We start from the raw sequence: 25,277 nt of genomic DNA on the forward strand, positions 1-25,277 counted from the left end.
CGTCGGCGGCGGCAGGGGCGGGAGGGCNGGGCGGCGCGCCCCGCACGTCTCGCGTGCGGGGCGCTCGCCGAGGGCGGGATCAGTAGCGCTGGACGGCCGGCGGCTCGACGAAGGGCGACCCCGACAGGCCCAGCGTGGCCTCGTAGATCTTCTTGTACGTGCCGTCCTTGACGCGCTTCTCCAGCGAGTCGTTGACGAAGTCCCGCAGGGCCTTGTCGCCCTTGTCCATGCCGATGCCGTAGGGCTCCTCGGTGAAGGGCTTGCCGACGACCTTCAGCTTCCCCGGGTTCGCCGCGGCGTACCCCTTGAGGATCGAGTCGTCCGTCGTGACGGCGTCCACCTGGCCGGTCAGGAGCTGCTGCACGCAGTCGGAGTACTTGGCCAGCTCGGTGGTCTGCGCGCCGTACTGGGGCTTCTTGATCTCCTGCAGCGGGGTGGAGCCCACGATGGAGCAGACCTTCTTGCCCTTGACGGTCTCCGGTCCCGTGATGGCCTTCTCGTCCTTGCGCACGAGGAGGTCGGCGCCGGCCTTGTAGTAGGGCCCGGCGAAACCGACGAGCTGCTTGCGCTTGTCGTTGATCGTGTAGGTGCCGACGTAGTAGTCGACCTGGCCCTTGGAGATCGCCGTCTCGCGGACGCCCGAGTCCACGGTCTTCCACTCGATCTTGTCCTCGCCGAAGCCCAGGTCCGCGGCGATCATCTTGGCGATCTCGATGTCGAAACCGGAGCGCTTCTTGGTGGCCTGGTCCTCGAAACCGAGGTACGGCTGGTCCGCCTTCGACCCGATGATCAGCTTGCCGCGCTGCTTGGCCTTCTGGAACGTCGGCGAGTCCAGCGCGACGTCCTGGGCGACGGTGTACTTCGGCAGCTCCGGCGCACCGGACTGCCCCGGCTTGACGGACTGCGGGTCACCGGCGGAGCCCTCCTTGCCGCCGCACGCCGTGGCGGTCAGCGCGAGGACGAGGGCCGCCGCTGCGGCGGCGGAGACCTTGCGGAGCTTCATGTGAACATCCCTCACGTCGTTGGTGCGTACTCGTCAGTGGTGCAGGATCTTCGAGAGGAAGTCCTTGGCGCGGTCGCTGCGCGGGTTGCTGAAGAACCGGTCGGGCGTGGCCTCCTCGACGATCCTGCCGTCCGCCATGAAGACCACCCGGTTGGCGGCCGACCGGGCGAAGCCCATCTCGTGGGTGACGACGACCATGGTCATCCCCTCGCGGGCGAGCTGCTGCATGACCTCCAGCACCTCGTTGATCATCTCCGGGTCGAGAGCCGAGGTCGGCTCGTCGAAGAGGATCACCTTGGGGTCCATCGCCAGGGCACGGGCGATCGCCACCCGCTGCTGCTGGCCGCCGGAGAGCTGGGCCGGGTACTTGTCCGCCTGGGTGGCCACCCCCACCCGGTCGAGCAGCTGCCGGGCCTTCGCCTCCGCCGTCTCCCGGTCCGTCCTGCGGACCTTCACCTGGCCGAGCACGACGTTCTCCAGGACCGTCTTGTGCGCGAACAGGTTGAAGGACTGGAAGACCATCCCGACGTCGGCACGCAACCGGGCGAGTTCGCGGCCCTCCGCCGGGAGCGGCTTCCCGTCGATCGTGATCGTGCCGGAGTCGATGGTCTCCAGCCGGTTGATCGTGCGGCACAGGGTGGACTTGCCGGATCCGGAGGGACCGATGACGACCACGACCTCGCCTCGCGCGATGGTCAGGTCGATGTCCTGGAGCACGTGCAACGCGCCGAAGTGCTTGTTGACGTTGCTCAGCACCACCAGGCCGTCTGCCGCCGCCGCGGCGCCGTCACTGGCCTTGGTCACTGACACTCCGCTCATCATGCTCCGTCCTCGTCGGTTGGGCAGGACCTTAGCCACGGCCCGAGACCAGCGTCAGCACATCTGAGCGGAAATTGAGCATAACGATCCGGCCGCGGGCCGGTACGCTGCGTGAACGAGGTCGCCGGCCCGGGTACGGGTGGGTAACGGAACCGCGGTACCGGCCCCCACCCCCTTGACTGAGATGCCCGCCATCGGCATGGATGCCGTGATGCATGACGTCAGGATGTCGCCGAGGTGATCGGCGTACCACCGGAGGGAGGCCATGAGACTTCTCCTCGTCGAGGACGACGACCACGTCGCAGCGGCCCTCTCCGCCGTGCTCAGGAAGCACGGATTCGCCGTCACGCACGCCAGGAACGGCGAGGAGGCCCTCAGGGCGGTGCTGCCCCGCGGTGACGCGGGCAGGGCGCCCTTCGGTGTGATCCTGCTCGATCTCGGCCTCCCCGACCAGGACGGCTACCAGGTCTGCGGGAAGCTCCGCAAGCTCACCTGCACTCCCGTGATCATGGTGACGGCCAGGTCGGACGTCCGCTCCCGCATACACGGGCTGAACCTCGGCGCCGACGACTACGTCGTCAAGCCGTACGACACGGGCGAACTGCTCGCCCGCATCCACGCCGTCAGCCGCCGCGCCGCCGGCGGCGACCCGGAGGACACCGGGTCCGCGCCGCTGCCCGGTCCGGGGACGGGACCCCTGCGGCTGGGCCCGGTCGTCATCGAGCTGCCCACCCGCCGGGTCAGCATGGACGGCGCGGCCGTACAGCTCACCCGCAAGGAGTTCGACCTGCTCGCGCTGCTCGCCCAGCGGCCCGGCGTGGTCTTCCGCCGCGAGCAGATCATCAGCGAGGTGTGGCGCACCAGCTGGGAGGGGACGGGCCGCACGCTGGAGGTCCACGTCGCGTCGCTGCGGGCCAAGCTGGGGCTGCCGTCCCTGATCGAGACCGTGCGCGGCGTCGGGTACCGCCTGGTCGCCCCCGCCGCCCCGGCGGCGGCCCGGTAGGGCCGGCGCCCGACGAAACGGCCGGCGACCCGTGCGTACGCGTCTTCTCCCGCTGCTCATCGTGCTCCTGGCGGGTGTGCTCCTCGCGCTCGGCTTCCCCCTCGCGGGGAGCCTCGCCGCCGCCCGCCAGCAGGCGGTGGTCGTCGACCGGATCGACGACACGGCGCGCTTCGCCGCCCTGGCCCAGTACGTCACCGAGTCCGGCCCCGGCAGCGGCGAGCGGCGGGCGACCCTCCAGAGCGAACTCGTCCGCTACCACGACGTGTACGGCATCCGGGCGGGCGTGTACCACCGCGACGGCACGGCCATGGCCGCCGCGCCCGGCAGGTGGGCCGTGCCGGGGGAGGGGGAACTGCGCCGGGTGTTCGGCGAGGCCCTGCTCGGCCGCAGGTCGCACGATCCGCCGCAGGTCTGGCCCTGGCAGGACGACCCCCGGCTGGCCGTCGCCTCGCCCGTGGTGCGGGACGGCGACGTGGTCGCCGTGGTGGTCACCGACTCGCCGACCGGACGGCTGCGCTCCCGCATCCTGCACGGCTGGCTGCTGATCGCGGCGGGGGAGGGCGCGGCGATGCTGCTGGCCGTCGGCCTCGCGTTCCGGCTCACCGGCTGGGTGCTGAAGCCGGTCCGCGTCCTGGACGCCGCCGCCCACGACATCGCGACGGGTCGGCTCACCTCGCGGGTCGCCGCGTCGGGCGGCCCCCCGGAACTGCGGCGCCTGGCACGGTCGTTCAACGAGATGGCGGACCACGTCGAGGAGGTGCTGGAGCAGCAGCGCGCGTTCGTCGCCGACGCCTCGCACCAGCTCCGCAACCCGCTCGCCGCCCTGCTGCTGCGCATCGAGCTCCTCGCGCTGGAGCTTCCCGAGGGGAACGAGGAGGTCGCCTCCGTCCGCACGGAGGGCAAGCGCCTCGCGCGGGTCCTCGACGACCTGCTGGACCTGGCCCTGGCCGAACACGCCTCCGCGGACCTGCGGCTGACGGACGTCGGGGAGCTGGCGGCCGAACGCGTCGCGGCCTGGCGCCCGCTCGCCGAGGAGCGGGGCGTGCGCCTGACCGGCTGCGGGCCCGCCGCCGTCACCGCCTGGGCGGACCCGGTGGCACTCTCCAGCGCCCTGGACGCGGTGATCGACAACGCCCTCAAGTTCACCCCCGCGGGCGAGGCGGTGACCGTCGGGGCGGCGGCGAGCGGCGACACGTCGACGATCGTCGTGGCCGACCGCGGGCCGGGACTCACCGACGAGGAACTCGACCGGGTCGGCGACCGCTTCTGGCGCAGCGGCCGCCACCAGAACGTCAAGGGATCGGGCCTGGGACTGTCCATCTGCCGGTCGCTGCTCACCGCCGGCGGGGGATCGATCACCTTCGCCCACAACGACCCGCACGGCCTGCGCGTCACCCTCGCGCTGCCGCGCACGGCGCCCGAGGGGACCGGACCGCAGCCGCCCCGGTGAGGGAGTGCCGGCGGCCCGGCTACGGCTTGACCGACTCGTAGTAGCGGCGGGCCCCGTCGTGGAGGGGCAGCGGATCGGTGTAGATCGCCGTACGCAGGTCCACCAGCTGCGCCGGGTGGACCACGCGGCCGATGCGGTCCCGGTTGCCGATCACCGTCCGGGTGACGGCCTCGGTGAGCGCGTCGCCCGTCCGGTCCGTGGTGACCAGCAGGTTCGCCACCGCCACGGTCCGCACCGGCTCGCGGCCGGGGACCTGGGGATAGGCGTCCGCGGGGATCGCGGCGGAGCGGTAGTGGCTGCCGGGGCCGTCCCCGCCGCGTCCGGTGCCCGCCCCGTGCACCGCGTCGAGCAGGGCGGCGTCCAGGGGGACCAGCCGGATCGCGAACCGCTCCGAGAGCCGCAGGACGGCGCTGGTCGGCAGGCCCCCGGACCAGAAGAACGCGTCGAGCCGCCCGCTCTCCATCAGCCCCGGCATGGTGTCGATCCCGGCCGGGACCGCGCGCACACCCGTGGCCGGATCCAGCCCCGCCGCGGTCAGCAGCCGGTCCGCGAGCAGCCGCACCCCCGATCCGGCCTGCCCGACGCCCACGCGCAGGCCGCGCAGGTCGCGCACCGAACCGACCGGCGACCCCCGGGGGACCACCAGCTGGACGTAGTCGTCGTACAGCCGGACGCAGCCGCGCAGGCGCTCCCAGCCGGGCCGCCTCTCCTGGACGTACGCCGCGACGGCGTCGGCCGTGGCGACGGTGAAGTCCGCCTCGCCGGACGCCAGGCGGGCGAGGTTCTGCCGGGAGCCCTCGCTGTCGCGCAGCTCCACGCCCACCCCGGGCAGGTCCCGCCGCAGCGCCTCCCGCAGCAGCTCGCCGTACCGCTGGTAGACGCCGCTCGGCACGCCCGTGCTGAACGTGACCCTCCCGCGCGGTCCGGTGTCCCCGGCCGGCCAGAGCCACCAGGCCAGCACCGCCGACACCACCAGCAGCACGGCGCCGGCCCGCGCCGCCCGGCGCAGCGGGGGGCGGGACGGCGGGAACGGCGGGGAGGACATGGCGCGATCCTGCCAGCCCGCCCCGCCGGGGGGAACCGCCCTCCCCACCGGTCCGCACGGAGCCCGCGCGGAGGGGGCCCGGGACCCCGTCCCGGAACCGGGGCGTCTTTGGCACCGCCTACCCTTGTCCCATGACCAGCAGCGACCGGAGCCAGACAGTGGACGCCACGCGTACCTATGCAGTTCGCACCTACGGGTGCCAGATGAACGTCCACGACTCCGAGCGTCTCTCCGGCCTGCTGGAGGACGCCGGATACGTACGCGCCCCCGAAGGCGCCGACGAGGCCGACGTGGTGGTCTTCAACACCTGCGCGGTGCGCGAGAACGCCGACAACAAGCTCTACGGCAACCTCGGCCGCCTCGCCCCGGCGAAGGCCCGCAGGCCCGGCATGCAGATCGCCGTCGGCGGCTGCCTCGCCCAGAAGGACCGCGACACCATCGTCAAGCGGGCGCCCTGGGTCGACGTCGTCTTCGGCACCCACAACATCGGCAGGCTGCCGGTGCTGCTGGAGCGCGCCCGCGTCCGCGAGGAGGCGCAGGTCGAGATCGCCGAGTCGCTGGAGGCGTTCCCCTCCACCCTGCCCACCCGCCGCGAGTCCGCGTACGCCGCGTGGGTGTCGATCTCCGTCGGCTGCAACAACACCTGCACCTTCTGCATCGTCCCGGCGCTCCGGGGCAAGGAGAAGGACCGCCGTCCCGGCGACATCCTCGCCGAGGTCGAGGCGCTCGTCGCCGAGGGCGTCTCGGAGATCACCCTCCTCGGCCAGAACGTCAACGCCTACGGCTCCGACATCGGCGACCGCGAGGCGTTCGGCAAGCTCCTGCGCGCCTGCGGGGGGATCGAGGGCCTGGAGCGCGTCCGCTTCACCTCGCCGCACCCGCGCGACTTCACCGACGACGTCATCGCGGCGATGGCCGAGACGCCCAACGTGATGCCGCAGCTCCACATGCCGCTCCAGTCCGGCTCCGACACCGTCCTGAAGGCGATGCGCCGCTCGTACCGCCAGGAGCGCTTCCTCGGCATCATCGAGAAGGTCCGCGCCGCCATCCCGCACGCCGCGATCTCCACCGACATCATCGTGGGCTTCCCCGGCGAGACCGAGGAGGACTTCGAGCAGACGCTGCACGTCGTCCGCGAGGCCCGCTTCGCGCAGGCGTTCACCTTCCAGTACTCCAAGCGCCCCGGCACGCCCGCGGCCGAGATGGAGGGCCAGGTTCCCAAGGAGGTCGTGCAGGCCCGCTACGAGCGGCTGGTCGCGCTCCAGGAGGAGATCTCCTGGGAGGAGAACAAGAAGCAGGTCGGCCGCACGCTGGAGGTCATGGTCGCGGAGGGCGAGGGCCGCAAGGACGACGCCACCCGCCGCCTCTCCGGCCGCGCCCCCGACAACCGCCTCGTCCACTTCACCAGGCCGGACGAGGAGGTGCGCCCGGGCGACGTGGTGACCGTCGAGATCACCTACGCGGCCCCGCACCACCTCCTCGCGGAGGGGCCCGTCGCGGCGGTCCGCCGCACCCGCGCGGGCGACGCCTGGGAGAGGCGCAACGCCGCGGGGGCGCCCAAGCCCGCGGGCGTCATGCTCGGCCTGCCCCGGGTCGGCGTCCCCGCCCCGCTGCCCCCGGCCGCGGACGGCTGCGCGGCCGGCTGAGACCGCGGCCGGACCGGGNCNGGNCCCGTCCCGGTCCGGCCGGCGCGTCCCGCGTTACGCTGCGGCCCATGCTTGTCGCCGCAGCCGTCTGCCCCTGCCCGCCGCTCCTCGTCCCCGCCGTCGCCGCCGGTGCCGCGCCCGAACTCGACGGCGTGCGCGCGGCCTGCCTCGACGCGATCGGCGTGCTGGCCGCCGCGCGCCCCGACCGGCTCGTGGTCGTCGGCCCCGATCCGCAGGCCGATCCCGGCGCGGGCGGCACCGCGGCGTACCCGGAGGGCTCCGGGGGCGGTTTCCGCGGATTCGGCGTGGACCTCGACGTGCGGCTCGGGGACGGCGGGCCGGAGGACGCCGCCGCGGCCCGTGCGCTGCCGCCGTCGCTGGCCGTCGCCGCCTGGCTGCTCCGGCGCACCCGCTGGGCGGCCGCGCCCGTGGAGGGCGTCGGCGTCGCCGGGCGGCTGGCGCCCGAACGCTGCTCGGCCGTCGGCCGGGAACTCGCCGCGCGGGCCCCGCGGGTCGCCCTGCTGGTGATGGGCGACGGCAGCGCCTGCCGTACCGTCAGGGCACCCGGCTACCTCGACGAGCGCGCCGCCGGTTTCGACGAGCGGGCCGCCCGCGCCCTGGGGGCCGCCGACACCGCCGCCCTGGAGGCGCTGGACGCCTCCCTCGCGGAGGAGCTGAAGGCGGCCGGCCGCGCGCCGTGGCAGGTCCTCGCGGGGGCCGCGCACACCGCGTCCCCGGAGGGCCGGCTGCTCTACGAGGGCGCCCCCTACGGCGTGGGCTACCTGGTCGCCGCCTGGTCCTGAGCACGACGGCGGGCGGCAGCGGGACCCCGTGTCCCGCTGCCGCCCGCCGCCGTGCGCGCTCCGATCCGGGTCAGGACGGCGACGCCGGCGGGGCGCCGCCGTCGTCGTCCCGGCGGGCGATCCGGTCCACGGCGTGCCGGGCCCTGGCCGTGCCGGACTCGATCCTGTCGCCGAACCTGCCCCCGGTCCTCCGGTCGACCATCCGCGCGGCGCTCTCAATGCCGTGGTCGATCCCGCCGCCGTGTCGCCGGGCGAGGTCCGCGACCTTCTCCCTGGCCGGGGAGAGCTTGGTCCTCAACACGTCCAGGAGCCCCATGGCCCGCCCTCCTTCGAACCGGCCGGTCCGTACGGGCGCCACCGGGCGGACCGCTTCCGCCGGCCGCGCCTACGCGCGGGCGCCCTCGCCGGCCCCGTTGTCCACCGCGTCCCCAGCCGACTGCTGCCTCGGGATCTCCACGCCGTCGGCCGACTCCTCGGAGGCCTCCCCGTCGGCGGACTTCCCCGCCGGCTCCGCGGCGTCCGGCTCCCCGGGCGCCGTTTCCGCGGTCGCCGCCTCAGCGGCCTCCTCGGGACGCTCCCGGACCTCCGTACCGCCGGCCTCCGCGCTCTCACCGGTGCGTTCCTCCGGCCCGGCCGCCGCCGTGGTGTCCGCCGCCCCGGTAGCGGCTTCGGCGGTCTTCTCACCCTTCCGGCGAAACCACGCGAAAACTCCCATATCAACTCCATAGCGTACTCGTGCGGGTGAAATCCCGCGCTGCCCGGAGCGCCTCGTCGCGTCACCCGGCGGAGCCGGCCCGTGAACCGGCGTGCGGAGACCTCGCACCTGGGAACGACGCCGAACGCCCCCCGTTACGTAACCCGTTCGGGTGCACCCCCCGGCGTTTGCGAGACTGGGGACGTGAGCAGCACACCCCCCGCCCCCCGCGTCATCGCCGTCGTCGGCCCCACCGCAGCCGGAAAGTCCGATCTGGGCGTCCACCTGGCACGGGAACTCGGCGGCGAGGTCGTCAACGCCGACTCCATGCAGTTGTACCAGGGGATGGACATCGGCACCGCCAAGTTGACCCACGAGGAGCGCGGCGGGATCCCCCACCACCTCCTCGACGTCTGGGACGTCACCGAGACCGCCAGCGTCGCCGAGTACCAGCGCCTGGCCCGCGCGGAGATCGACCGGCTGCTCGCCGAGGGCCGCACCCCCGTCCTCGTCGGAGGGTCCGGGCTGTACGTGCGCGGCGCCATCGACGCCCTGGAGTTCCCCGGCACCGACCCCGTGGTCCGAGCCCGCCTGGAGGCGGAGCTGGAGGAGTCGGGCTCCGGCGCCCTGCACGCCCGGCTCGCCGCCGCCGACCCCGCCNCNGCCCGTACGACGCGCCATCCTCCCCGGCAACGGACGCCGCGTCGTACGGGCCCTGGAGGTCATCGAGATCACCGGCAGGCCCTTCACCGCCAACCTCCCGGGCCACGACTCGGTCTACGACACGATCCAGATCGGCGTCGACGTCGACCGTCCCGAACTGGACGCGCGCATCACCGCGCGCGTGGACCGGATGTGGGAGGCCGGCCTGGTCGACGAGGTGCGCGCGCTGGAGGAACGGGGGCTGCGCGAGGGCCGTACGGCCTCCCGCGCCCTGGGGTACCAGCAGGTTCTCGCCGCCCTCGCCGGGGAGTGCACCCAGCAGGAAGCGCGCGACGAGACCGTGCGCGCCACCAAGCGCTTCGCACGCCGCCAGGACTCCTGGTTCCGCCGCGATCCGCGGGTCCACTGGCTCAGCGGAGCCGCCGCCGACCTCGGGGAACTCCCGCGCCGGGCGCTGACGTTCGTCGAACGGGCGGTTACAGCCTGATCACGTGATGGCATCGGGAGGCCCCGCCCGTCATCCCGGCGGCCCGGACCGTGCCATCATCGAGCATCGATCGACCAGTGGATCCGAGTGGGGAGGGCGCGTGGCGATGGAGGCCGGCCCTCGCGACAGAGAACGGCCGGGGGCGCCGGACGGCGAGGACTCGCGGACGCAGACGCCGCGGCTCAGCCCGGACGGCCCGGAGCTGACCGAGGACGGGACGCAGGACGTCAGCCCCCACGAGGTCGAGGTCGAGCTGCGCCCGCAGCGGCGCCTGCGCATCTGGCAGCTCGCCCCGATCGTCGGACTCGGCGCCCTCGGCTCCCTGATGTTCGCCTTCCCCCTGGCCTTCGGGTCGGGCGACGGCGGCGCCGTCCTCGCGATGCTCGGACTGCTGCTCTGCGGCTGCACGGCCGGCTGGGGCATGATGGCCGCCCGCCGCGTCGGCTACACCTGGCCCGGACTGCCCCCCCGGGGTTCCGGCGAGCGCCCCGACTGGCGCGTGGCCGCCCTGTACGCCGCGGGGGTCGTCCTCCTGGTCGCCCTCGCCGTCTGGCGCGTCGCCCGCCTCCGCTGACGAGGTCCGCCCGGCGCGGCCCACCGGCCGGACGCCCGGCCTCCGCCGCACCGGCCCCGTACCATTGATCGCGTGAGCACCGCACCCTTCGCCTTCCTCAAGGGCCACGGCACCGAGAACGACTTCGTGATCCTGCCCGACCCGGACAACGCCCTCGACCTGCCCGCCGCCCTGGTGGCCAGAGTGTGCGACCGGCGCGCCGGGATCGGCGGCGACGGGGTGCTGCACGTCGTCCGCAGCGCCGCCCACCCCGAGGCCCGCCACATGGCCGGCGAGGCCGAATGGTTCATGGACTACCGCAACGCCGACGGCTCGGTCGCCGAGATGTGCGGCAACGGCGTCCGCGTCTTCGCCCGCTACCTGGAGCACGCCGGCCACGTCACGGCCGGCGACCTCGCCGTGGCCACCCGCGCCGGCGTCAAGCAGGCCCACCTCGCGAAGAACGGCGACGTCACCGTCTCCATGGGCCGCGCCCTCCTCCCGGAGGCCGGCGTCACGGTCACCGTCGGGAGCCGCAGCTGGCCCGCGCGCAACGTCGACATGGGCAACCCCCACGCGGTCGCCTTCGTCGACGACCTCGCCCACGCGGGCGACCTGTACACCGAGCCCCTCCACGCCCCGGCGGCCGTCTACCCGGACGGCGTCAACATCGAGTTCGTCGCCGACCGCGGCCCCCGGCACGTCGCGATGCGCGTCCACGAGCGCGGCTCCGGCGAGACCCGCTCGTGCGGTACGGGCGCGTGTGCCGTCGCCGTGGCCGCGGCCCGGCGCGACGGCGTCGACCCGGCCGTGACCGGCACGCCGGTCACGTACACCGTCGACGTCCCCGGCGGCACGCTGCTGATCACCGAGCTGCCCGACGGGCGGATCGAGATGACCGGCCCGGCCGTGATCGTCGCCGAGGGCCGCATCGACCCCGCCTGGCTCTCCGAAGCGGCCGTCTGAACGCCCGAAGCGGTCACGGAGCGAAACCGCGAGCGCGCCGGCCTCGCTCGAATGGGTGATCCCGTTCACGCTGGGCGAGAGGGCGACTGCGCCACGTGGTGGGCTCGGTAGCATCAAGCACCGGCAGGGCGATCGCGCCGTATCCGTCCACCGCCGGTCGACGCCGCCGGAGGTGCCCATGAGCGCAGAGGCCACCAATCCCAGTACCACCGGCCGCAGGCGCGGCCGTCCCAGGATCGACCTGCGCAGACTCGGCCGCGCCGCGCTGCTCGGCCCCGCCGGCCGGGACCGGCTGCCCGACGCCATCGGGCACGTCGCGGACGCCCACCGCGCCCACCATCCCGACGCCGACCTGGACGTCCTGCGCCGGGCGTACGAACTGGCGGAGTCGTCCCACCGGGGCCAGTTCCGCAAGAGCGGGGAGCCGTACATCACCCACCCCCTCGCCGTCACCCTGATCCTCGCCGAACTCGGCGCGGAGACCACGACCCTGACCGCCTCCCTCCTCCACGACACCGTCGAGGACACCGAGGTGACCCTCGACGAGGTCCGCGAGCAGTTCGGCGAGGAGGTCGCCTACCTGGTCGACGGCGTCACCAAGCTGGAGAAGGTCGACTACGGCGCCGCCGCCGAGTCCGAGACGTTCCGCAAGATGCTCGTCGCCACCGGCGACGACGTCCGCGTCATGTCCATCAAGCTCGCGGACCGGCTGCACAACATGCGCACCCTCGGCGTCATGCGCCCGGAGAAGCAGGCGCGCATCGCGAAGGTCACCCGCGACGTCCTCATCCCCCTCGCGGAGCGGCTCGGCGTCCAGGCGCTCAAGACCGAACTCGAGGACCTGGTCTTCGCCATCCTCCACCCCGCCGAGTACGAGCGGACCCGTGCCCTCATCGCGGAGAACGCCGACGCCGGCGACACCCTGGCGGCCGTCGCCGCCGACGTGCGCGCCGCCTTGCGGGACGCCGGGATCCCGGCCGAGGTCCTCGTCCGCCCGCGCCACTTCGTCTCCGTGCACCGGGTCGGCCTCAAACGCGGCGAGCTGCGCGGCACCGACTTCGGGCGGCTGCTCGTCCTCGTCGAGGAGGACGCGGACTGCTACGCCGCGCTGGGCGAGCTGCACACCTGCTTCACCCCGGTGGTCTCCGAGTTCAAGGACTTCATCGCCGCCCCCAAGTTCAACCTGTACCAGTCGCTGCACACGGCCGTCGCCGCGCCCGACGGCGCCGTCACGGAAGTCCTCATCCGCACCCACCGGATGCACCGGGTCGCGGAAGCGGGCGTCGTGGCCCTCGGCAACCCCTACGCCACCGCCTCCGCCGACGGCCCCGACACGGCCGACGACGGGGAGCGCGCCGACCCCACCCGCCCCGGCTGGCTCTCCCGCCTCCTCGACTGGCAGCGGTCCGCACCCGACCCCGACACGTTCTGGACCTCGCTGCGCGCGGACCTCGCCCAGGACGGTGAGATCACGGTCTTCCTGCCCGACGGGGGCACGCTCGCCCTCCCCGCCGGCGCCACCTGCGTGGACGCCGCGTACGCCCAGTACGGAACGACCGCCCACGCCTGTGTCGGGGCACGCGTCAACGGCCGTCTCGCCGCCCTCGGCACCGTCCTGCGCGACGGCGACACCGTCCAGCCGCTGCTCGCCGAGGACGCCGGCTCCGGCCCGTCCCCCGACTGGCTGGAGCACGCCCGCACCCCCGCCGCGCGCATCGCCATCGGCCACTGGCTCAGCACCCACCCCCACGACGGCGGGACGCCCGCCGCGGACCCCCGTCCGCCCGCCTCCGTCGTCACCGGCCGCCGGCCCACGCCCAACGCCGTCGTCGACGCGCCGCACACCGGTGTCCGCCTGGCCGGCTGCTGCACGCCCGTACCGCCCGACACCGTCACCGGGTTCGCCGTACGCGGCGGCGTCGTCACCGTCCACCGCTCCGAGTGCCCGACCGTACGGCGGATGGAGAACACCGGCAGGCAGCCCGTGACCGTGCGCTGGAGCGGCGCCGCGCCCTGCAGGGTCACGCTCGTCGCCGAGTCGTTCGACCGGTCGCGGCTGCTGGCCGACCTCACCGAGGTGATCGCCGCGACGGGCGCCGCGATCGTCGCGGCCACCGTCGAGCCCCCCAGCGAGCAGCGCGTCCGCCACACGTACACGCTGCGGCTCCCCGACGCGGCCTGCCTGCCCGCCCTGATGCGCGCCATGCGCGAGGTGCCCGGCGTGTACGACGTGAGCCGCGGGCAGCACCCCGCCTCCGCCCGGTAGGGCCCCGCGGGCCGCCGTACGCCCGGGCACGCCGCCCGTTCGGGTGGAGCGGGAGCGCGCCGTCCCGGAGCGCGCCGGACGCGCTGGTAGCGGTGGCCCCATGTCCCTCACCTCTCCGCGCCTGCGCGCCGTCCTCCTCACCGCCGCTTCCGCGGGGCTCGTCGCGGCGGCCCTGCCGGCGCCCCGGCCGCTCGGAATCGGCGACCCCCTCTTCCCTCACCTGGGCAACCCCGGCTACGACGTCCTCGCGTACGACATCGCCCTCACCTACACCGGCGACAACCGCAAGCCCCTGGACGCCCTGACGAGGATCGACGCACGGGCCACCGGCCGGCTGGAGCGCGTCAACCTCGACTTCGCCCACGGCACCGTCCGGTCCGTGACCGTCGACGGCCGCCCCGCCGACTTCGCCGGCGCGGGGGAGGACCTGGTCCTTGAACCGGCCCGGCCCGTCGAGGCCGGCGCGCGGTTCGAGATCGCCGTCGCCCACACCAGCGACCCGGTCGCCGCCGGCGCGAAGGGCGGCTGGGTGCGCACCTCCGACGGCCTCGCCATGGCCAACCAGGCCGACGCCGCCCACCGCGTCTTCCCCTGCAACGACCACCCCGCCGACAAGGCGCGCTTCACCTTCCGCGTCACCGCGCCGAAGGACCTCGTCGCCGTCGCCAACGGACGGGCCGTCGCCCGCACCGTCGCCGGCCCCGCCGCGACCTGGACGTACCGGGGCGCGCACCCCATGGCGACCGAGCTGGCCCAGGTCTCCGTCGGCCGCTCCGCCGTGGTCCGCCGCACCGGCCCGCACGGCCTGCCGCTGCGCGACGTCGTCCCGGCCGCCGACCGGGAGCTGATGGAGCCCTGGCTGGAGAAGACCCCCGGCCACCTGCGGTGGATGGAGGCCAGGGTCGGCCGCTACCCCTTCGACACGTACGGCCTGCTGGTCGCCGACGCGGCCACCGGCTTCCAACTGGAGACCCAGACCCTCTCCCTCTTCGAGCGCGGGCTGTTCACCCGTTCCGACCTGCCCGCGTGGTACATCGAGTCGATCATGGTCCACGAGCTGGCCCACCACTGGTTCGGCAACAGCGTCACCCCCCGCGCCTGGTCCGACCTGTGGATCAACGAGGGCCACGCCACCTGGTACGAGGCGCTGTACGCCGAGGAGACCGGACACGCCTCCCTGGAGGACCGGATGCGCGCCGCGTACGCCGCGTCCGACCGGTGGCGCGCCGAAGGAGGCCCCCCGGCGGCGCCCCGCCCGCCCGCGCCGGACGACAAGACCGGCCTCTTCCGGCCGGTCGTCTACGACGGCAGCGCCCTCGTCCTGTACGCCCTGCGCCAGGAGATCGGTGCCGCCGCCTTCGGCGAGCTCCAGCGGCGCTGGGTGACCGGCCACGCGCACGCGACCGCCGGCACCGCCGACTTCGTCCGCCTCGCGTCCGACGTCGCGGGCCGCGACCTCACGGGCTTCCTGCACGGGTGGCTCCACGGCCGGAAGACCCCGCCCATGCCCGGCCACCCCGACTGGCGCCGGAACCCGGCGAGCGGAAAACCGGCGTGACGGGCCCGCCGGCACGTGCGACCATCGTCGTGTCGGCACCGCCGGAAGACACGGCCTCCCACCGGGAATGTTCCGGGGAGAGCGGGCGTTGTGGCTGACGAATCGACTTTTCCACCGACGTAAGGATCCAATGACCTCCTCTTCATCCCCTTCCCAGGACAAGCCGAGCTTCGTGGAGTCGAACCGCGCCGAGAGCCTTCGGGCCGATGCCCTGATGGAAGAGGACGTCGCCTGGAGCCACGAGATCGACGGAGAGCGGGACGGCGACCAGTTCGACCGCCAGGAGCGTGCCGCGCTCCGCCGCGTGGCCGGACTCTCCACCGAGCTCGAGGACGTCACCGAGGTCGAGTACCGCCAGCTGCGCCTGGAGCGCGTCGTGCTGGTCGGCGTCTGGACCTCGGGGACGGTGCAGGACGCCGAGAACTCCCTGGCCGAGCTGGCCGCCCTCGCCGAGACGGCGGGCGCGCTCGTCCTGGACGGCGTCATCCAGCGCCGCGACAAGCCCGACCCGGCCACGTACATCGGCTCGGGCAAGGCGGACGAGCTGCGGGACATCGTGCTGGAGACCGGCGCCGACACGGTCGTCTGCGACGGTGAGCTGAGCCCCGGCCAGCTGATCCACCTGGAGGACGTCGTCAAGGTCAAGGTGGTCGACCGGACCGCCCTGATCCTCGACATCTTCGCCCAGCACGCCAAGTCGCGCGAGGGCAAGGCGCAGGTCGCGCTCGCCCAGATGCAGTACATGCTGCCGCGTCTGCGCGGTTGGGGCCAGTCGCTGTCCCGGCAGATGGGCGGCGGCGGCGGTGGCGGCATGGCCACCCGAGGCCCCGGTGAGACCAAGATCGAGACGGACCGGCGGCGGATCCGCGAGAAGATGGCGAAGATGCGCCGGGAGATCGCGGAGATGAAGACGGGCCGCGACATCAAGCGCCAGGAGCGGCGGCGCAACAAGGTGCCGTCGGTCGCCATCGCCGGCTACACCAACGCGGGCAAGTCGTCCCTGCTCAACCGGCTGACCGGCGCCGGCGTGCTGGTGGAGAACGCCCTGTTCGCCACCCTCGACCCGACGGTCCGCCGGGCCGAGACGCCCAGTGGGCGCCTGTACACGCTGGCCGACACGGTCGGCTTCGTCCGGCACCTGCCGCACCACCTCGTCGAGGCGTTCCGCTCCACCATGGAGGAGGTCGGCGACTCCGACCTGATCCTGCACGTGGTGGACGGCGCGCACCCGGCCCCGGAGGAGCAGCTGGCCGCCGTGCGCGAGGTGATCCGCGACGTGGGTGCGACCAAGGTGCCCGAGATCGTCGTGATCAACAAGGCGGACGCGGCCGACCCGCTGGTCCTGCAGCGGCTGCTGCGGGTCGAGAAGCACTCGATCGCCGTCTCGGCGCGGACCGGCCAGGGCATCGCGGAACTCCTCGCGATGATCGACGCCGAGCTGCCCCGCCCCGAGGTCGAGATCGACGCGCTCGTGCCGTACACGCAGGGCGGACTGGTCTCGCGGGTGCACGCCGAGGGAGAGGTGATCTCCGAGGAGCACACCCCGGAGGGCACGCTGCTCAAGGCGCGGGTGCACAGCGAGCTCGCCGCGCTGCTCGTCCCGTTCGGCGCCGTCACCGCCTGACGCGCACGACGAAGCGGGGTCCCCGGCCGCATCCGGCCGGGGACCCCGCTTCGTCGCCGTCGCGGCGGCCCCGCGGTCTACCGGCCCGCGAACTTCTCACTGACCGAGGTGAACACGCCCTTCGCCTCCGCACCGAGCCGCGGCCCGGCGAGCCAGCCCGCCTGCACCGGCCCGATCGAGGTGTTCGACACCAGCGCCGGCTTGCCGTCCGCGCCCGCGGCGACCCAGCCACCGCCCGACGAACCACCGGTCATGCTGCACCCGATGCGGTACATCGTCGGCTGGTCGGCCCTCACCGACAGCCGGCCCGGCTTGTCCGCGCACCGGAACATCCGCTGGCCGTCGTACGGCGGCGCCGCCGGGTAACCGGTCGCCTCCATGCTCGCGATCTTCGGTACGGCGGGTGCCCCGAACTCGACCGGAAGCGCCGAACCGACCGTCTCCTCCAGCGACTTCCCGCCGCTGCCCTTCTCCGGCGTCACGTGGACGACCGCGAAGTCGTACGGCGCCCCCTGGCCGCCCACCGGCGCGCCCTGGTCGATCCACTGCTCGGAGGTCTGGGCCCAGTCGCCCCACCACACGCCGTACGGGGCGAGGTCCTCGCGGGAGGCGTTCTCCAGCTCCGCGGCCGACAGGCCCTTGTCGTTGTACGACGGGACGAACGCGATGTTCCGGTACCAGCCGCCGTCCTTGCCGGCGTGGACGCAGTGCCCGGCCGTCCACACGAGGTTCGACCTGCCGGGGTTCGCGGGATCCTTCACGACCGTCGCGGAGCACACCATCGAGCCCTTGGGACCGTCGAAGAGGAGCTTGCCGGCCTCCGGCGCGCTGCCGTGGTACTCCGGCTCCACCTCCTCGGCCTCGACCCGCCGGGGCGTCGGGTCCGTCACGCTCTCGTCGCCGGGGATGTCCGCCTCCTCGACGGGCCGGTCCGGCTGCTCCGCCTCCCGCATGCGGTCCGGGTTCCAGAGGTCCTCGATGATCGGGTTGACGAAGTCCTGCGCCTCACGCAGCCACTTGTCCCGGTCCCAGTTCCGCCACTCGCCGTTCCGCCACTTGTCCAGGTCGATCCCGTGCTCCTTGAGCCGGTTCTTCAGGTCGTCCGGGATGGTGATCTTCCCGTTCCCGCCGGGTGTCTGCGCCGCGGAGGCGCCGGGAGCGGCGGCCGGATCCTCCGGGCCGCAGCCCGTGGCGGTCAGCGCCAGTGCCGCCGCGACGGCGACCGACGCGAGCAGCGGACGAATCGTTCGCATATGAGTGATCCCCCTGGGACTTCGTGAGCCGGGCGCCTCCGCGGAAGCGCCCTCGAATGCGGAACCTCGTATTCCACGCCCCGGCTCCGGCAACCCTCGAAGGCGGTGCCGGGCGCCGGAGCGCGGCCCCCCACTATGCCGGTGCCCTTGGGGACGGCGTGCGGCAGGGCGGCGGTTCCCCCGCGCGAGGGGCGCTCGGGGCATCCCCGCGGACACCGCCGCCGGCCCGGGTGGCGCACGGCCCCCGCCCGGTTCCGGCCGCGCCGGCGGGCGGCCGGAACCGGGCGGGATGTGTCCGGAGGGAGACCCGGCTGTCGGCGCGGCACCGTAAGGTGGGCGGGCTATGACGAAGCCATCCCTCCCCGAGCTCCTCCACGCCGCCGTAGCCGCCGTCGGCGGTGTGGAAAGGCCAGGCCAGGTCGCCATGGCCGAGGCCGTCGCCCAAGCCATCGACGACGGTACGCACCTCCTCGTCCAAGCCGGCACCGGCACCGGCAAGTCCCTCGGCTACCTGGTGCCCGTCCTGGCGCACGGGGACCGCGTCGTCGTGGCGACGGCCACCCTGGCCCTGCAACGGCAGCTCGTCGAACGGGACCTGCCCCGCACGGTCGAGGCGCTGCACCCGCTGCTGCGCCGCCGCCCGGAGTTCGCGATGCTCAAGGGCCGTTCCAACTACCTGTGCCTGCACCGGATCCACGAGGGCGTGCCGCAGGAGGAGGAGGAGGAGGACGGCCTGTTCGACCCGTTCGAGGCGGCCGCCCCGACCAGCAAGCTCGGGCAGGACCTGCTGCGCCTGCGGGACTGGTCGGACGAGACGGAGACGGGCGACCGGGACGACCTGACGCCGGGCGTCTCCGACCGGGCGTGGGGACAGGTGTCCGTCTCGTCGCGCGAGTGCCTGGGAGCGAGCAGGTGCGCGTACGGCGCCGAGTGCTTCGCGGAGGCCGCGCGCGAGCGCGCCAAGCTCGCCGACGTGGTGGTGACCAACCACGCGCTGCTCGCGATCGACGCCATCGAGGGCGCCCCGGTCCTGCCGGAGCACGAGGTGCTGATCGTCGACGAGGCGCACGAGCTGGTGTCCCGGGTGACCGGTGTCGCCACCGGCGAGCTCACGCCCGGACAGGTCAACCGGGCGGTTCGGCGGGCGGCCAAGCTCGTCGACGAGAAGGTCGCCGACCGGCTCCAGACCGCGGCGGAGGGGTTCGAGAGGCTGATGGAGCTCGCTCTGCCCGGCCGCATCCAGGAGGTTCCCGAGGACCTCGCGTACGCGCTGATGGCCCTGCGGGACGCCGCACGCGCAGTGATCACGGCGCTGGGCAACACCCGGGACCGGTCCGTCCAGGACGAGGACGCCGTCCGCAAGCAGGCCATGGCCTCCGTGGAGAACGTCCACGCGGTGGCGGAGCGCATCGCGAACGGCTCCGAGTACGACGTGGTCTGGTACGAGCGGCATGACCGGTTCGGCGCGTCCCTGCGGGTGGCGCCGCTGTCCGTGTCGGGACTGCTGCGCGACAAGCTGTTCGCGGACCGGTCGGTCGTCCTGACGTCCGCCACCCTGAAGCTGGGCGGGGACTTCAACGGGGTGGGGGCCTCGCTGGGCCTCGCCGCCGAGGGCGTCGAGGGCGAGGACCTCCCGGTGTGGAAGGGCATCGACGTCGGGTCGCCGTTCGACTACCCCCGGCAGGGCATCCTCTACGTGGCCCGCCATCTGGCGACACCGGGGCGGGAGGGCGGCCGCACGGACATGCTGGACGAGCTGGCGGAGCTGATCGAGGCGGCCGGGGGCCGGACGCTCGGCCTGTTCTCCTCCATGCGGGCCGCGCAGGCCGCCGCGGAGGAGCTGCGGGGACGGCTGGACAAGCCCGTACTGCTCCAGGGCGAGGACACGCTGGGAGAGCTGATCAAGACGTTCGCCGGGGATCCCGAGACCTGCCTGTTCGGGACGCTCTCCCTGTGGCAGGGCGTCGACGTCCCGGGGCCCAGCTGCCAGCTGGTGGTCATGGACCGGATCCCCTTCCCGCGTCCGGACGACCCGCTGACGAGCGCGCGCCAGAAGGCGGTGGAGGAGGCCGGCGGCAACGGCTTCATGGCCGTCGCCGCGACCCATGCGGCGCTGCTCATGGCGCAGGGCGCGGGCCGTCTGGTGAGGGCGACGGGCGACCGCGGCGTGGTGGCGGTCCTGGACCCGCGCCTGGCGAACGCCCGGTACGGGAGCTTCCTGCGCGCCTCGATGCCGGACTTCTGGTACACGACGGACCGCAATCAGGTCCGCCGCTCCCTCGCGGCCATCGACCGGGCGGCGAAGGCCGGGCCTGAGCGGGCGCGGCAGGGCCCCGGGACCGGCGCAGGGGTCCCGGGGCCCGGTCGGGGCGGCGGGTGTCAGATCCGCCGCAGAACCGCCACCACCTTGCCGAGGATGGTCGCCTCGTCGCCGGGGATGGGCTGGTAGGCGGCGTTGTGCGGCAGTAGCCACACATGGCCGTCCTCCCGCTTGAAGCGCTTGACCGTGGCTTCGCCGTCCAGCATGGCGGCCACGATGTCGCCGTTCTCCGCGACCGGCTGGCGGCGGACCGTGACCCAGTCCCCGTCGCAGATCGCGGCCTCGATCATGGAGTCCCCCACGACCTTCAGCACGAACAGCTCGCCGTCGCCCACCAGCTGCCGGGGGAGGGGGAAGACGTCCTCGACCGACTCCTCGGCCAGGATCGGCCCGCCGGCGGCGATCCGGCCGACGAGCGGGACGTACGACGCCGCGGGCTTGCCGGCCGTGTCCTGGGGCTGCGTGCTCGGCTGGTCGGAGCCCCGCACCTCGTACGCGCGCGGGCGGTGCGGGTCACGCCGCAGGAAGCCCTTCCGCTCCAGGGCCATCAGCTGGTGGGCCACCGACGACGTGCTGGACAGGCCGACCGCCTGGCCGATCTCCCGCATGGACGGTGGGTACCCCCGCCGCTGCACCGAGTCGCGGATGACCTCGATGACCCGGCGCTGCCGGTCCGTGAGACCGGAGCTGTCGGCCCGGATGCCGGGAGGTCGGCCGGGGAGCGAGCGCGCGGACTTGGCGGACTCGGAGCCCGCGCCCGGCTCGTCCGGGTTCTTCCCGGTCATGGCGTGTACCGGATCGAATCGGCCCCGGGAGCGGTCCTGGGCGGTGATGGCGGCGCTGTCTGCGGTGGTGGTCACGTCGGCCCCTCTCGAATGGTCTCCCTGGCTGGCTCAACGGTAGTTGCTTTCGAAAGGTTGCGCCAAACACACGTTCGAGTGAAAAAGCGCAGAATGGCTTACGTGTACGCGCATCTGGGTGTATGTGCGATCTTTCGCCGGGAGGGCGCCGGGGCTCCTCACCGTACCGCCCGCGGCCGCCCCCGCGGGGCCCGCCCTCGCCGCGCGGCGCGGCGCGCGGTCCGCCGGGGGCGGGTCCTCGCGNCCCGGGGCCGGGCGGTGCCGTAGGCTCGCCGCGGGCGTGCAAGGGCGGGGCGCGGCGCGACACGCGGCCCGCCGTGAATGAGAACCGAGCACTACATGTAGTGGCTGTATGGTGACAGCCGCCCAGAGGTTGTGGTCGCTGTCCGGCAGGACGGTCGGCATCCCCTATGCTGAGGGCTGCTTCGAGGGGCCCGGAAGAGGCCTTCCGGGGCTGTTCCGTCGTGCCGTGAAGGAGGAGTTCGGACCGTGCACTGCCCCTTCTGCAGGCACCCCGACAGCCGTGTCGTCGACAGTCGAACAACCGACGACGGGACGTCCATCCGGCGCCGTCGCCAGTGCCCCGGCTGCTCCCGCCGCTTCACCACGGTGGAGACCTGCTCCCTCATGGTCGTGAAGCGGAGCGGGGTGACCGAGCCGTTCAGCCGGGCCAAGGTCATCAACGGCGTGCGCAAGGCCTGCCAGGGGCGGCCCGTCACCGAGGACGCCCTCGCGCAGCTCGGGCAGCGGGTCGAGGAGGCCGTCCGGGCGACCGGCAGCGCGGAACTCACCACGCACGACGTCGGCCTCGCCATACTCGGCCCGCTGCAGGAGCTCGACCTCGTCGCGTACCTGCGCTTCGCGTCCGTGTACCGGGCGTTCGACACGCTGGAGGACTTCGAGGCCGCCATCGCGGAGCTGCGCGAGCGGCGGAACCCCGTGGAGGAGTGCGGCACCGGTGCGATTTCCGGGAACCCGGTGACCGCAGCGGCCGCCGACTGAGCGGCCGGCCGGACCGGGGGTCCGGCGCCGGCCGTCGAGGCGGCCGATCGAACCTGCCGCGGGTGCCGTGAACGGCGTCCGCGGCGGCAGACAGAAACCGTGCTCTGGGAAGATTTGGGCACATAAGGGCGTTTTTGCCCATATATGGGAGGCGGCATGACAGAGACGACGAGCGGCCCGGCACGAGGCTCCCGCGCCAAGGGGTCCAAGACGAGCAAGGGCCTGCGCATCGAGCGCATCCACACGACTCCCGGCGTGCACCCGTACGACGAGGTCGCCTGGGAGCGCCGAGACGTCGTCATGACCAACTGGCGCGACGGCTCGGTCAACTTCGAGCAGCGTGGCGTCGAGTTCCCCGACTTCTGGTCGGTGAACGCGGTCAACATCGTCACCAGCAAGTACTTCCGCGGTGCCGTCGGCACCCCGCAGCGCGAGACGAGCCTGAAGCAGCTCATCGACCGCATCGTGAAGACCTACCGCAAGGCGGGCGAGGAGCACGGCTACTTCCCGTCGCCCGCCGACGCGGAGATCTTCGAGCACGAACTCGCCTACGCCCTGCTGCACCAGATCTTCAGTTTCAACTCGCCGGTGTGGTTCAACGTGGGCACGCCGCAGCCCCAGCAGGTCTCCGCCTGCTTCATCCTGTCCGTCGACGACTCCATGGAGTCGATCCTCGACTGGTACAAGGAAGAGGGCATGATCTTCAAGGGCGGCTCCGGCGCCGGCCTGAACCTCTCCCGCATCCGCTCCTCCAAGGAGCTGCTGTCCTCCGGCGGCAACGCCTCCGGCCCGGTCTCCTTCATGCGCGGTGCCGACGCCTCCGCGGGGACGATCAAGTCCGGCGGCGCCACGCGCCGCGCGGCCAAGATGGTCATCCTCGACGTCGACCACCCCGACATCGAGGACTTCATCGAGACCAAGGTCAAGGAGGAGGAGAAGATCCGCGCCCTGCGCGACGCGGGCTTCGACATGGACCTGGGCGGCGACGACATCACGTCCGTCCAGTACCAGAACGCCAACAACTCGGTCCGCGTGAACGACGAGTTCATGAAGGCCGTGGAGTCCGGCGGCACGTTCGGGCTGCGCGCCCGGATGACCGGCGAGGTCATCGAGGAGGTCGACGCCCGGACGCTGTTCCGCAAGATGGCCGAGGCCGCCTGGGCCTGCGCCGACCCGGGCATCCAGTACGACGACACGATCAACCGCTGGCACACCTGCCCCGAGTCCGGCCGCATCAACGGCTCGAACCCGTGCAGCGAGTACATGCACCTGGACAACACGTCCTGCAACCTGGCCTCGCTGAACCTGATGAAGTTCCTGAAGGACGACGGCAAGGGCCACCAGTCCTTCGACATCGAGCGCTTCACCAAGGTCGTCGAGCTGGTCATCACCGCGATGGACATCTCCATCTGCTTCGCGGACTTCCCGACGCAGAAGATCGGCGAGAACACCCGGGCCTTCCGCCAGCTCGGCATCGGCTACGCCAACCTCGGCGCCCTGCTCATGGCGACCGGCCACGCGTACGACTCCGACGGCGGTCGCGCCCTGGCCGGTGCGATCACCTCGCTGATGACGGGCACCTCGTACCGCCGTTCCGCCGAACTGGCCGCGGCCGTCGGCCCGTACGACGGTTACGCCCGCAACGCCGAGGCGCACAAGCGCGTCATGAGGCAGCACGCCGACGCGAACACCGGGGCCGTCCGCATGGACGACCTGGACACCCCGATCTGGGCCGCCGCCACGGAGGCCTGGCAGGACGTGCTCCGCCTCGGCGAGAAGAACGGCTTCCGGAACGCCCAGGCGTCCGTCATCGCCCCGACCGGCACCATCGGCCTCGCGATGTCCTGCGACACCACCGGCCTGGAGCCCGACCTCGCCCTGGTGAAGTTCAAGAAGCTGGTCGGCGGCGGCTCGATGCAGATCGTCAACGGCACGGTCCCGCAGGCCCTGCGCCGCCTGGGCTACCAGGAGGAGCAGATCGAGGCGATCGTCGCCCACATCGCCGAGCACGGCAACGTGATCGACGCCCCGGGCCTCAAGCAGGAGCACTACGAGGTGTTCGACTGCGCCATGGGCGAGCGCGCCATCTCCCCGATGGGCCACGTCCGCATGATGGCGGCGATCCAGCCGTGGATCTCCGGCGCGCTCTCCAAGACGGTCAACATGCCGGAGACGGCGACCGTCGAGGAGGTCGAGGAGATCTACTTCGAGGCGTGGAAGATGGGCGTCAAGGCGCTCGCGATCTACCGCGACAACTGCAAGGTCGGCCAGCCGCTCTCCGCCAAGAAGAAGGAGGAGGGGAAGAAGGCCGAGGCCGAACCGGCGAAGGTCGAGAAGGTCGTCGAGTACCGCCCGGTCCGCAAGCGCCTCCCGAAGGGCCGCCCGGGGATCACCACCTCCTTCACGGTCGGCGGGGCCGAGGGCTACATGACGGCCAACTCCTACCCCGACGACGGCCTCGGCGAGGTCTTCCTGAAGATGTCCAAGCAGGGATCGACCCTCGCGGGCATGATGGACGCCTTCTCCATCGCCGTCTCGGTCGGCCTGCAGTACGGCGTGCCGCTGGAGACGTACGTCTCGAAGTTCACCAACATGCGCTTCGAGCCGGCCGGCATGACGGACGACCCGGACGTGCGGATGGCGCAGTCGATCGTCGACTACATCTTCCGCCGGCTGGCGCTGGACTTCCTGCCGTTCGAGACCCGTTCGGCGCTCGGCATCCACTCCGCCGAGGAGCGCCAGCGCCACCTGGAGACCGGTTCGTACGAGCCGTCCGACGACGAGATGGACGTCGAGGGCCTCGCCCAGTCCGCCCCGCGCCAGCAGGAGGCCCCGAAGGCCGTCGCACCCGCGCCCAGGACGCCGGCCCCCGCGCCGGCCCAGGTCCCCGCCCCGCAGCAGGCGCACACCTCCGCCGAACTGGTCGAGATGCAGCTGGGCATCCACGCCGACGCCCCGCTGTGCTTCTCCTGCGGCACGAAGATGCAGCGCGCCGGCTCCTGCTACATCTGCGAGGGCTGCGGCTCCACCAGCGGCTGCAGCTGACACCGGACGCGAACGCGGGGCGCCGGCACGGCCGGGTCGCGCGCCTCACGGAGGGGGCCGGCCACTGGCCGGCCCCCTCCGCCCCGTCCGCGGCCGGGACGCACCCGAGGGCGCGGCGGTCCGTACGGGGCCGCCCGGACCGCGCGGTGCCCGGGGCCCGCGCGGGACGGGCGCCCCGCGGCACGGCGTCCCGTGAGCGGGGACCTCGGCACCCCGT

20 protein-coding genes and 1 pseudogene are annotated in these 25,277 nt (G+C 73.3%); 14 read left to right on the plus strand and 7 right to left on the minus strand.

The window, feature by feature from the left end; genetic code table 11:
* Positions 1-79: 79 nt before the first annotated feature.
* Both MW084_RS16075 and MW084_RS16080 read right to left on the minus strand, forming a co-directional pair.
* Entirely contained in the window at positions 80-1,003 is a 924-nt protein-coding gene (locus MW084_RS16075; RefSeq protein WP_010469367.1) for a glutamate ABC transporter substrate-binding protein, read from the minus strand.
* Between the two features lie 33 nt (positions 1,004-1,036).
* Positions 1,037-1,822: an amino acid ABC transporter ATP-binding protein gene (locus MW084_RS16080; RefSeq protein WP_039828926.1), complete on the minus strand. Its 786-nt coding sequence runs from the start codon at positions 1,820-1,822 to the stop codon at positions 1,037-1,039.
* A gap of 265 nt (positions 1,823-2,087) precedes the next feature.
* Here MW084_RS16080 and MW084_RS16085 point away from each other — a divergent pair, with 265 nt between their 5' ends.
* On the plus strand, positions 2,088-2,825 hold the full coding sequence (locus MW084_RS16085) for a response regulator transcription factor (protein ID WP_010469372.1): 738 nt from the start codon (positions 2,088-2,090) through the stop codon (positions 2,823-2,825).
* A 31-nt stretch (positions 2,826-2,856) separates the two neighbouring features.
* Positions 2,857-4,275, plus strand: a complete 1,419-nt coding sequence (locus MW084_RS16090; protein ID WP_010469374.1) for a sensor histidine kinase — start codon at positions 2,857-2,859, stop codon at positions 4,273-4,275.
* 19 nt (positions 4,276-4,294) lie between these two features.
* On the opposite strand, the gene MW084_RS16095 is transcribed toward MW084_RS16090, so the two are convergent.
* Entirely contained in the window at positions 4,295-5,320 is a 1,026-nt protein-coding gene (locus tag MW084_RS16095; RefSeq protein WP_010469377.1) for a TAXI family TRAP transporter solute-binding subunit, read from the minus strand.
* A gap of 131 nt (positions 5,321-5,451) precedes the next feature.
* Between MW084_RS16095 and miaB the strand changes: the two genes are divergently transcribed.
* Both miaB and MW084_RS16105 read left to right on the plus strand, forming a co-directional pair.
* On the plus strand, positions 5,452-6,966 hold the full coding sequence (gene miaB, locus MW084_RS16100; protein ID WP_029553364.1) for a tRNA (N6-isopentenyl adenosine(37)-C2)-methylthiotransferase MiaB: 1,515 nt from the start codon (positions 5,452-5,454) through the stop codon (positions 6,964-6,966).
* A 68-nt stretch (positions 6,967-7,034) separates the two neighbouring features.
* Entirely contained in the window at positions 7,035-7,769 is a 735-nt protein-coding gene (locus MW084_RS16105) for a class III extradiol dioxygenase subunit B-like domain-containing protein (protein WP_010469381.1), read from the plus strand.
* 70 nt (positions 7,770-7,839) lie between these two features.
* Here the strand turns inward: MW084_RS16105 and MW084_RS16110 are convergent, their stop codons facing one another.
* Both MW084_RS16110 and MW084_RS16115 read right to left on the minus strand, forming a co-directional pair.
* Positions 7,840-8,085, minus strand: a complete 246-nt coding sequence (locus MW084_RS16110) for an antitoxin (RefSeq protein ID WP_010469383.1) — start codon at positions 8,083-8,085, stop codon at positions 7,840-7,842.
* A gap of 69 nt (positions 8,086-8,154) precedes the next feature.
* Positions 8,155-8,484, minus strand: a complete 330-nt coding sequence (locus MW084_RS16115; RefSeq protein WP_010469389.1) for a hypothetical protein — start codon at positions 8,482-8,484, stop codon at positions 8,155-8,157.
* A gap of 183 nt (positions 8,485-8,667) precedes the next feature.
* Between MW084_RS16115 and MW084_RS16120 the strand changes: the two genes are divergently transcribed.
* The 7 genes and pseudogenes from MW084_RS16120 to hflX all read left to right on the plus strand — a co-directional run.
* The coding region (locus tag MW084_RS16120; RefSeq protein WP_275563648.1) for a tRNA (adenosine(37)-N6)-dimethylallyltransferase at positions 8,668-9,123 on the plus strand (456 nt) is incomplete at its 3' end.
* Positions 9,124-9,126: 3 nt separating this feature from the next.
* A pseudogene (locus tag MW084_RS16125) lies at positions 9,127-9,613 on the plus strand (tRNA (adenosine(37)-N6)-dimethylallyltransferase); the annotation flags it as partial.
* Between the two features lie 106 nt (positions 9,614-9,719).
* Entirely contained in the window at positions 9,720-10,187 is a 468-nt protein-coding gene (locus MW084_RS16130; RefSeq protein WP_029553365.1) for a hypothetical protein, read from the plus strand.
* Positions 10,188-10,259: 72 nt separating this feature from the next.
* Positions 10,260-11,132, plus strand: coding sequence for a diaminopimelate epimerase (dapF, locus tag MW084_RS16135; protein ID WP_010469393.1), 873 nt, complete (start codon positions 10,260-10,262; stop codon positions 11,130-11,132).
* A 178-nt stretch (positions 11,133-11,310) separates the two neighbouring features.
* Positions 11,311-13,398, plus strand: coding sequence for a RelA/SpoT family protein (locus tag MW084_RS16140; RefSeq protein WP_010469396.1), 2,088 nt, complete (start codon positions 11,311-11,313; stop codon positions 13,396-13,398).
* 100 nt (positions 13,399-13,498) lie between these two features.
* Complete coding sequence (locus MW084_RS16145; protein WP_010469398.1) at positions 13,499-14,956, plus strand: M1 family metallopeptidase; 1,458 nt, start codon at positions 13,499-13,501, stop codon at positions 14,954-14,956.
* A gap of 130 nt (positions 14,957-15,086) precedes the next feature.
* The gene (hflX, locus tag MW084_RS16150) at positions 15,087-16,580 is read left to right on the plus strand and encodes a GTPase HflX (RefSeq protein WP_029553366.1); all 1,494 of its coding nucleotides are present in this window, start codon (positions 15,087-15,089) and stop codon (positions 16,578-16,580) included.
* Between the two features lie 77 nt (positions 16,581-16,657).
* On the opposite strand, the gene MW084_RS16155 is transcribed toward hflX, so the two are convergent.
* Positions 16,658-17,833 carry a trypsin-like serine peptidase gene (locus MW084_RS16155; protein WP_010469400.1) on the minus strand — a complete coding sequence of 392 codons (1,176 nt, stop codon included), beginning with the start codon at positions 17,831-17,833 and terminating at the stop codon, positions 16,658-16,660.
* A gap of 343 nt (positions 17,834-18,176) precedes the next feature.
* Here MW084_RS16155 and MW084_RS16160 point away from each other — a divergent pair, with 343 nt between their 5' ends.
* Positions 18,177-20,282 (plus strand): ATP-dependent DNA helicase, encoded by a 2,106-nt coding sequence (locus tag MW084_RS16160; protein WP_010469402.1) that lies wholly within the window; start codon positions 18,177-18,179, stop codon positions 20,280-20,282.
* Here MW084_RS16160 and lexA read toward each other — a convergent pair.
* Positions 20,213-21,013, minus strand: coding sequence for a transcriptional repressor LexA (gene lexA / locus MW084_RS16165; protein WP_010469403.1), 801 nt, complete (start codon positions 21,011-21,013; stop codon positions 20,213-20,215). The two genes, MW084_RS16160 and lexA, sit on opposite strands and share 70 nt — an antisense overlap.
* A gap of 489 nt (positions 21,014-21,502) precedes the next feature.
* Here lexA and nrdR point away from each other — a divergent pair, with 489 nt between their 5' ends.
* A complete protein-coding gene (gene nrdR, locus MW084_RS16170) occupies positions 21,503-22,015 on the plus strand; it encodes a transcriptional regulator NrdR (protein ID WP_029553367.1) in 513 nt (170 codons plus the stop codon).
* Between the two features lie 156 nt (positions 22,016-22,171).
* The gene (locus MW084_RS16175; RefSeq protein ID WP_010469405.1) at positions 22,172-25,060 is read left to right on the plus strand and encodes a vitamin B12-dependent ribonucleotide reductase; all 2,889 of its coding nucleotides are present in this window, start codon (positions 22,172-22,174) and stop codon (positions 25,058-25,060) included.
* Positions 25,061-25,277 lie beyond the last annotated feature (217 nt).

The organism is Streptomyces sudanensis, from assembly GCF_023614315.1.
GTDB classification, from domain to species: domain Bacteria; phylum Actinomycetota; class Actinomycetes; order Streptomycetales; family Streptomycetaceae; genus Streptomyces; species Streptomyces sudanensis.

Coding starts and splice junctions, on each gene's coding strand:
- MW084_RS16075 (WP_010469367.1), bottom strand. CDS start 1,003: ATGAAGCTCCGCAAGGTCTCCGCCGCCGCAGCGGCGGCCCTCGTCCTC.
- MW084_RS16080 (WP_039828926.1), bottom strand. CDS start 1,822: ATGAGCGGAGTGTCAGTGACCAAGGCCAGTGACGGCGCCGCGGCGGCG.
- MW084_RS16085 (WP_010469372.1), top strand. CDS start 2,088: ATGAGACTTCTCCTCGTCGAGGACGACGACCACGTCGCAGCGGCCCTC.
- MW084_RS16095 (WP_010469377.1), bottom strand. CDS start 5,320: ATGTCCTCCCCGCCGTTCCCGCCGTCCCGCCCCCCGCTGCGCCGGGCG.
- miaB (WP_029553364.1), top strand. CDS start 5,452: ATGACCAGCAGCGACCGGAGCCAGACAGTGGACGCCACGCGTACCTAT.
- MW084_RS16105 (WP_010469381.1), top strand. CDS start 7,035: ATGCTTGTCGCCGCAGCCGTCTGCCCCTGCCCGCCGCTCCTCGTCCCC.
- MW084_RS16110 (WP_010469383.1), bottom strand. CDS start 8,085: ATGGGGCTCCTGGACGTGTTGAGGACCAAGCTCTCCCCGGCCAGGGAG.
- MW084_RS16115 (WP_010469389.1), bottom strand. CDS start 8,484: ATGGGAGTTTTCGCGTGGTTTCGCCGGAAGGGTGAGAAGACCGCCGAA.
- MW084_RS16130 (WP_029553365.1), top strand. CDS start 9,720: ATGGAGGCCGGCCCTCGCGACAGAGAACGGCCGGGGGCGCCGGACGGC.
- MW084_RS16140 (WP_010469396.1), top strand. CDS start 11,311: ATGAGCGCAGAGGCCACCAATCCCAGTACCACCGGCCGCAGGCGCGGC.
- MW084_RS16145 (WP_010469398.1), top strand. CDS start 13,499: ATGTCCCTCACCTCTCCGCGCCTGCGCGCCGTCCTCCTCACCGCCGCT.
- hflX (WP_029553366.1), top strand. CDS start 15,087: ATGACCTCCTCTTCATCCCCTTCCCAGGACAAGCCGAGCTTCGTGGAG.
- MW084_RS16155 (WP_010469400.1), bottom strand. CDS start 17,833: ATGCGAACGATTCGTCCGCTGCTCGCGTCGGTCGCCGTCGCGGCGGCA.
- MW084_RS16160 (WP_010469402.1), top strand. CDS start 18,177: ATGACGAAGCCATCCCTCCCCGAGCTCCTCCACGCCGCCGTAGCCGCC.
- MW084_RS16175 (WP_010469405.1), top strand. CDS start 22,172: ATGACAGAGACGACGAGCGGCCCGGCACGAGGCTCCCGCGCCAAGGGG.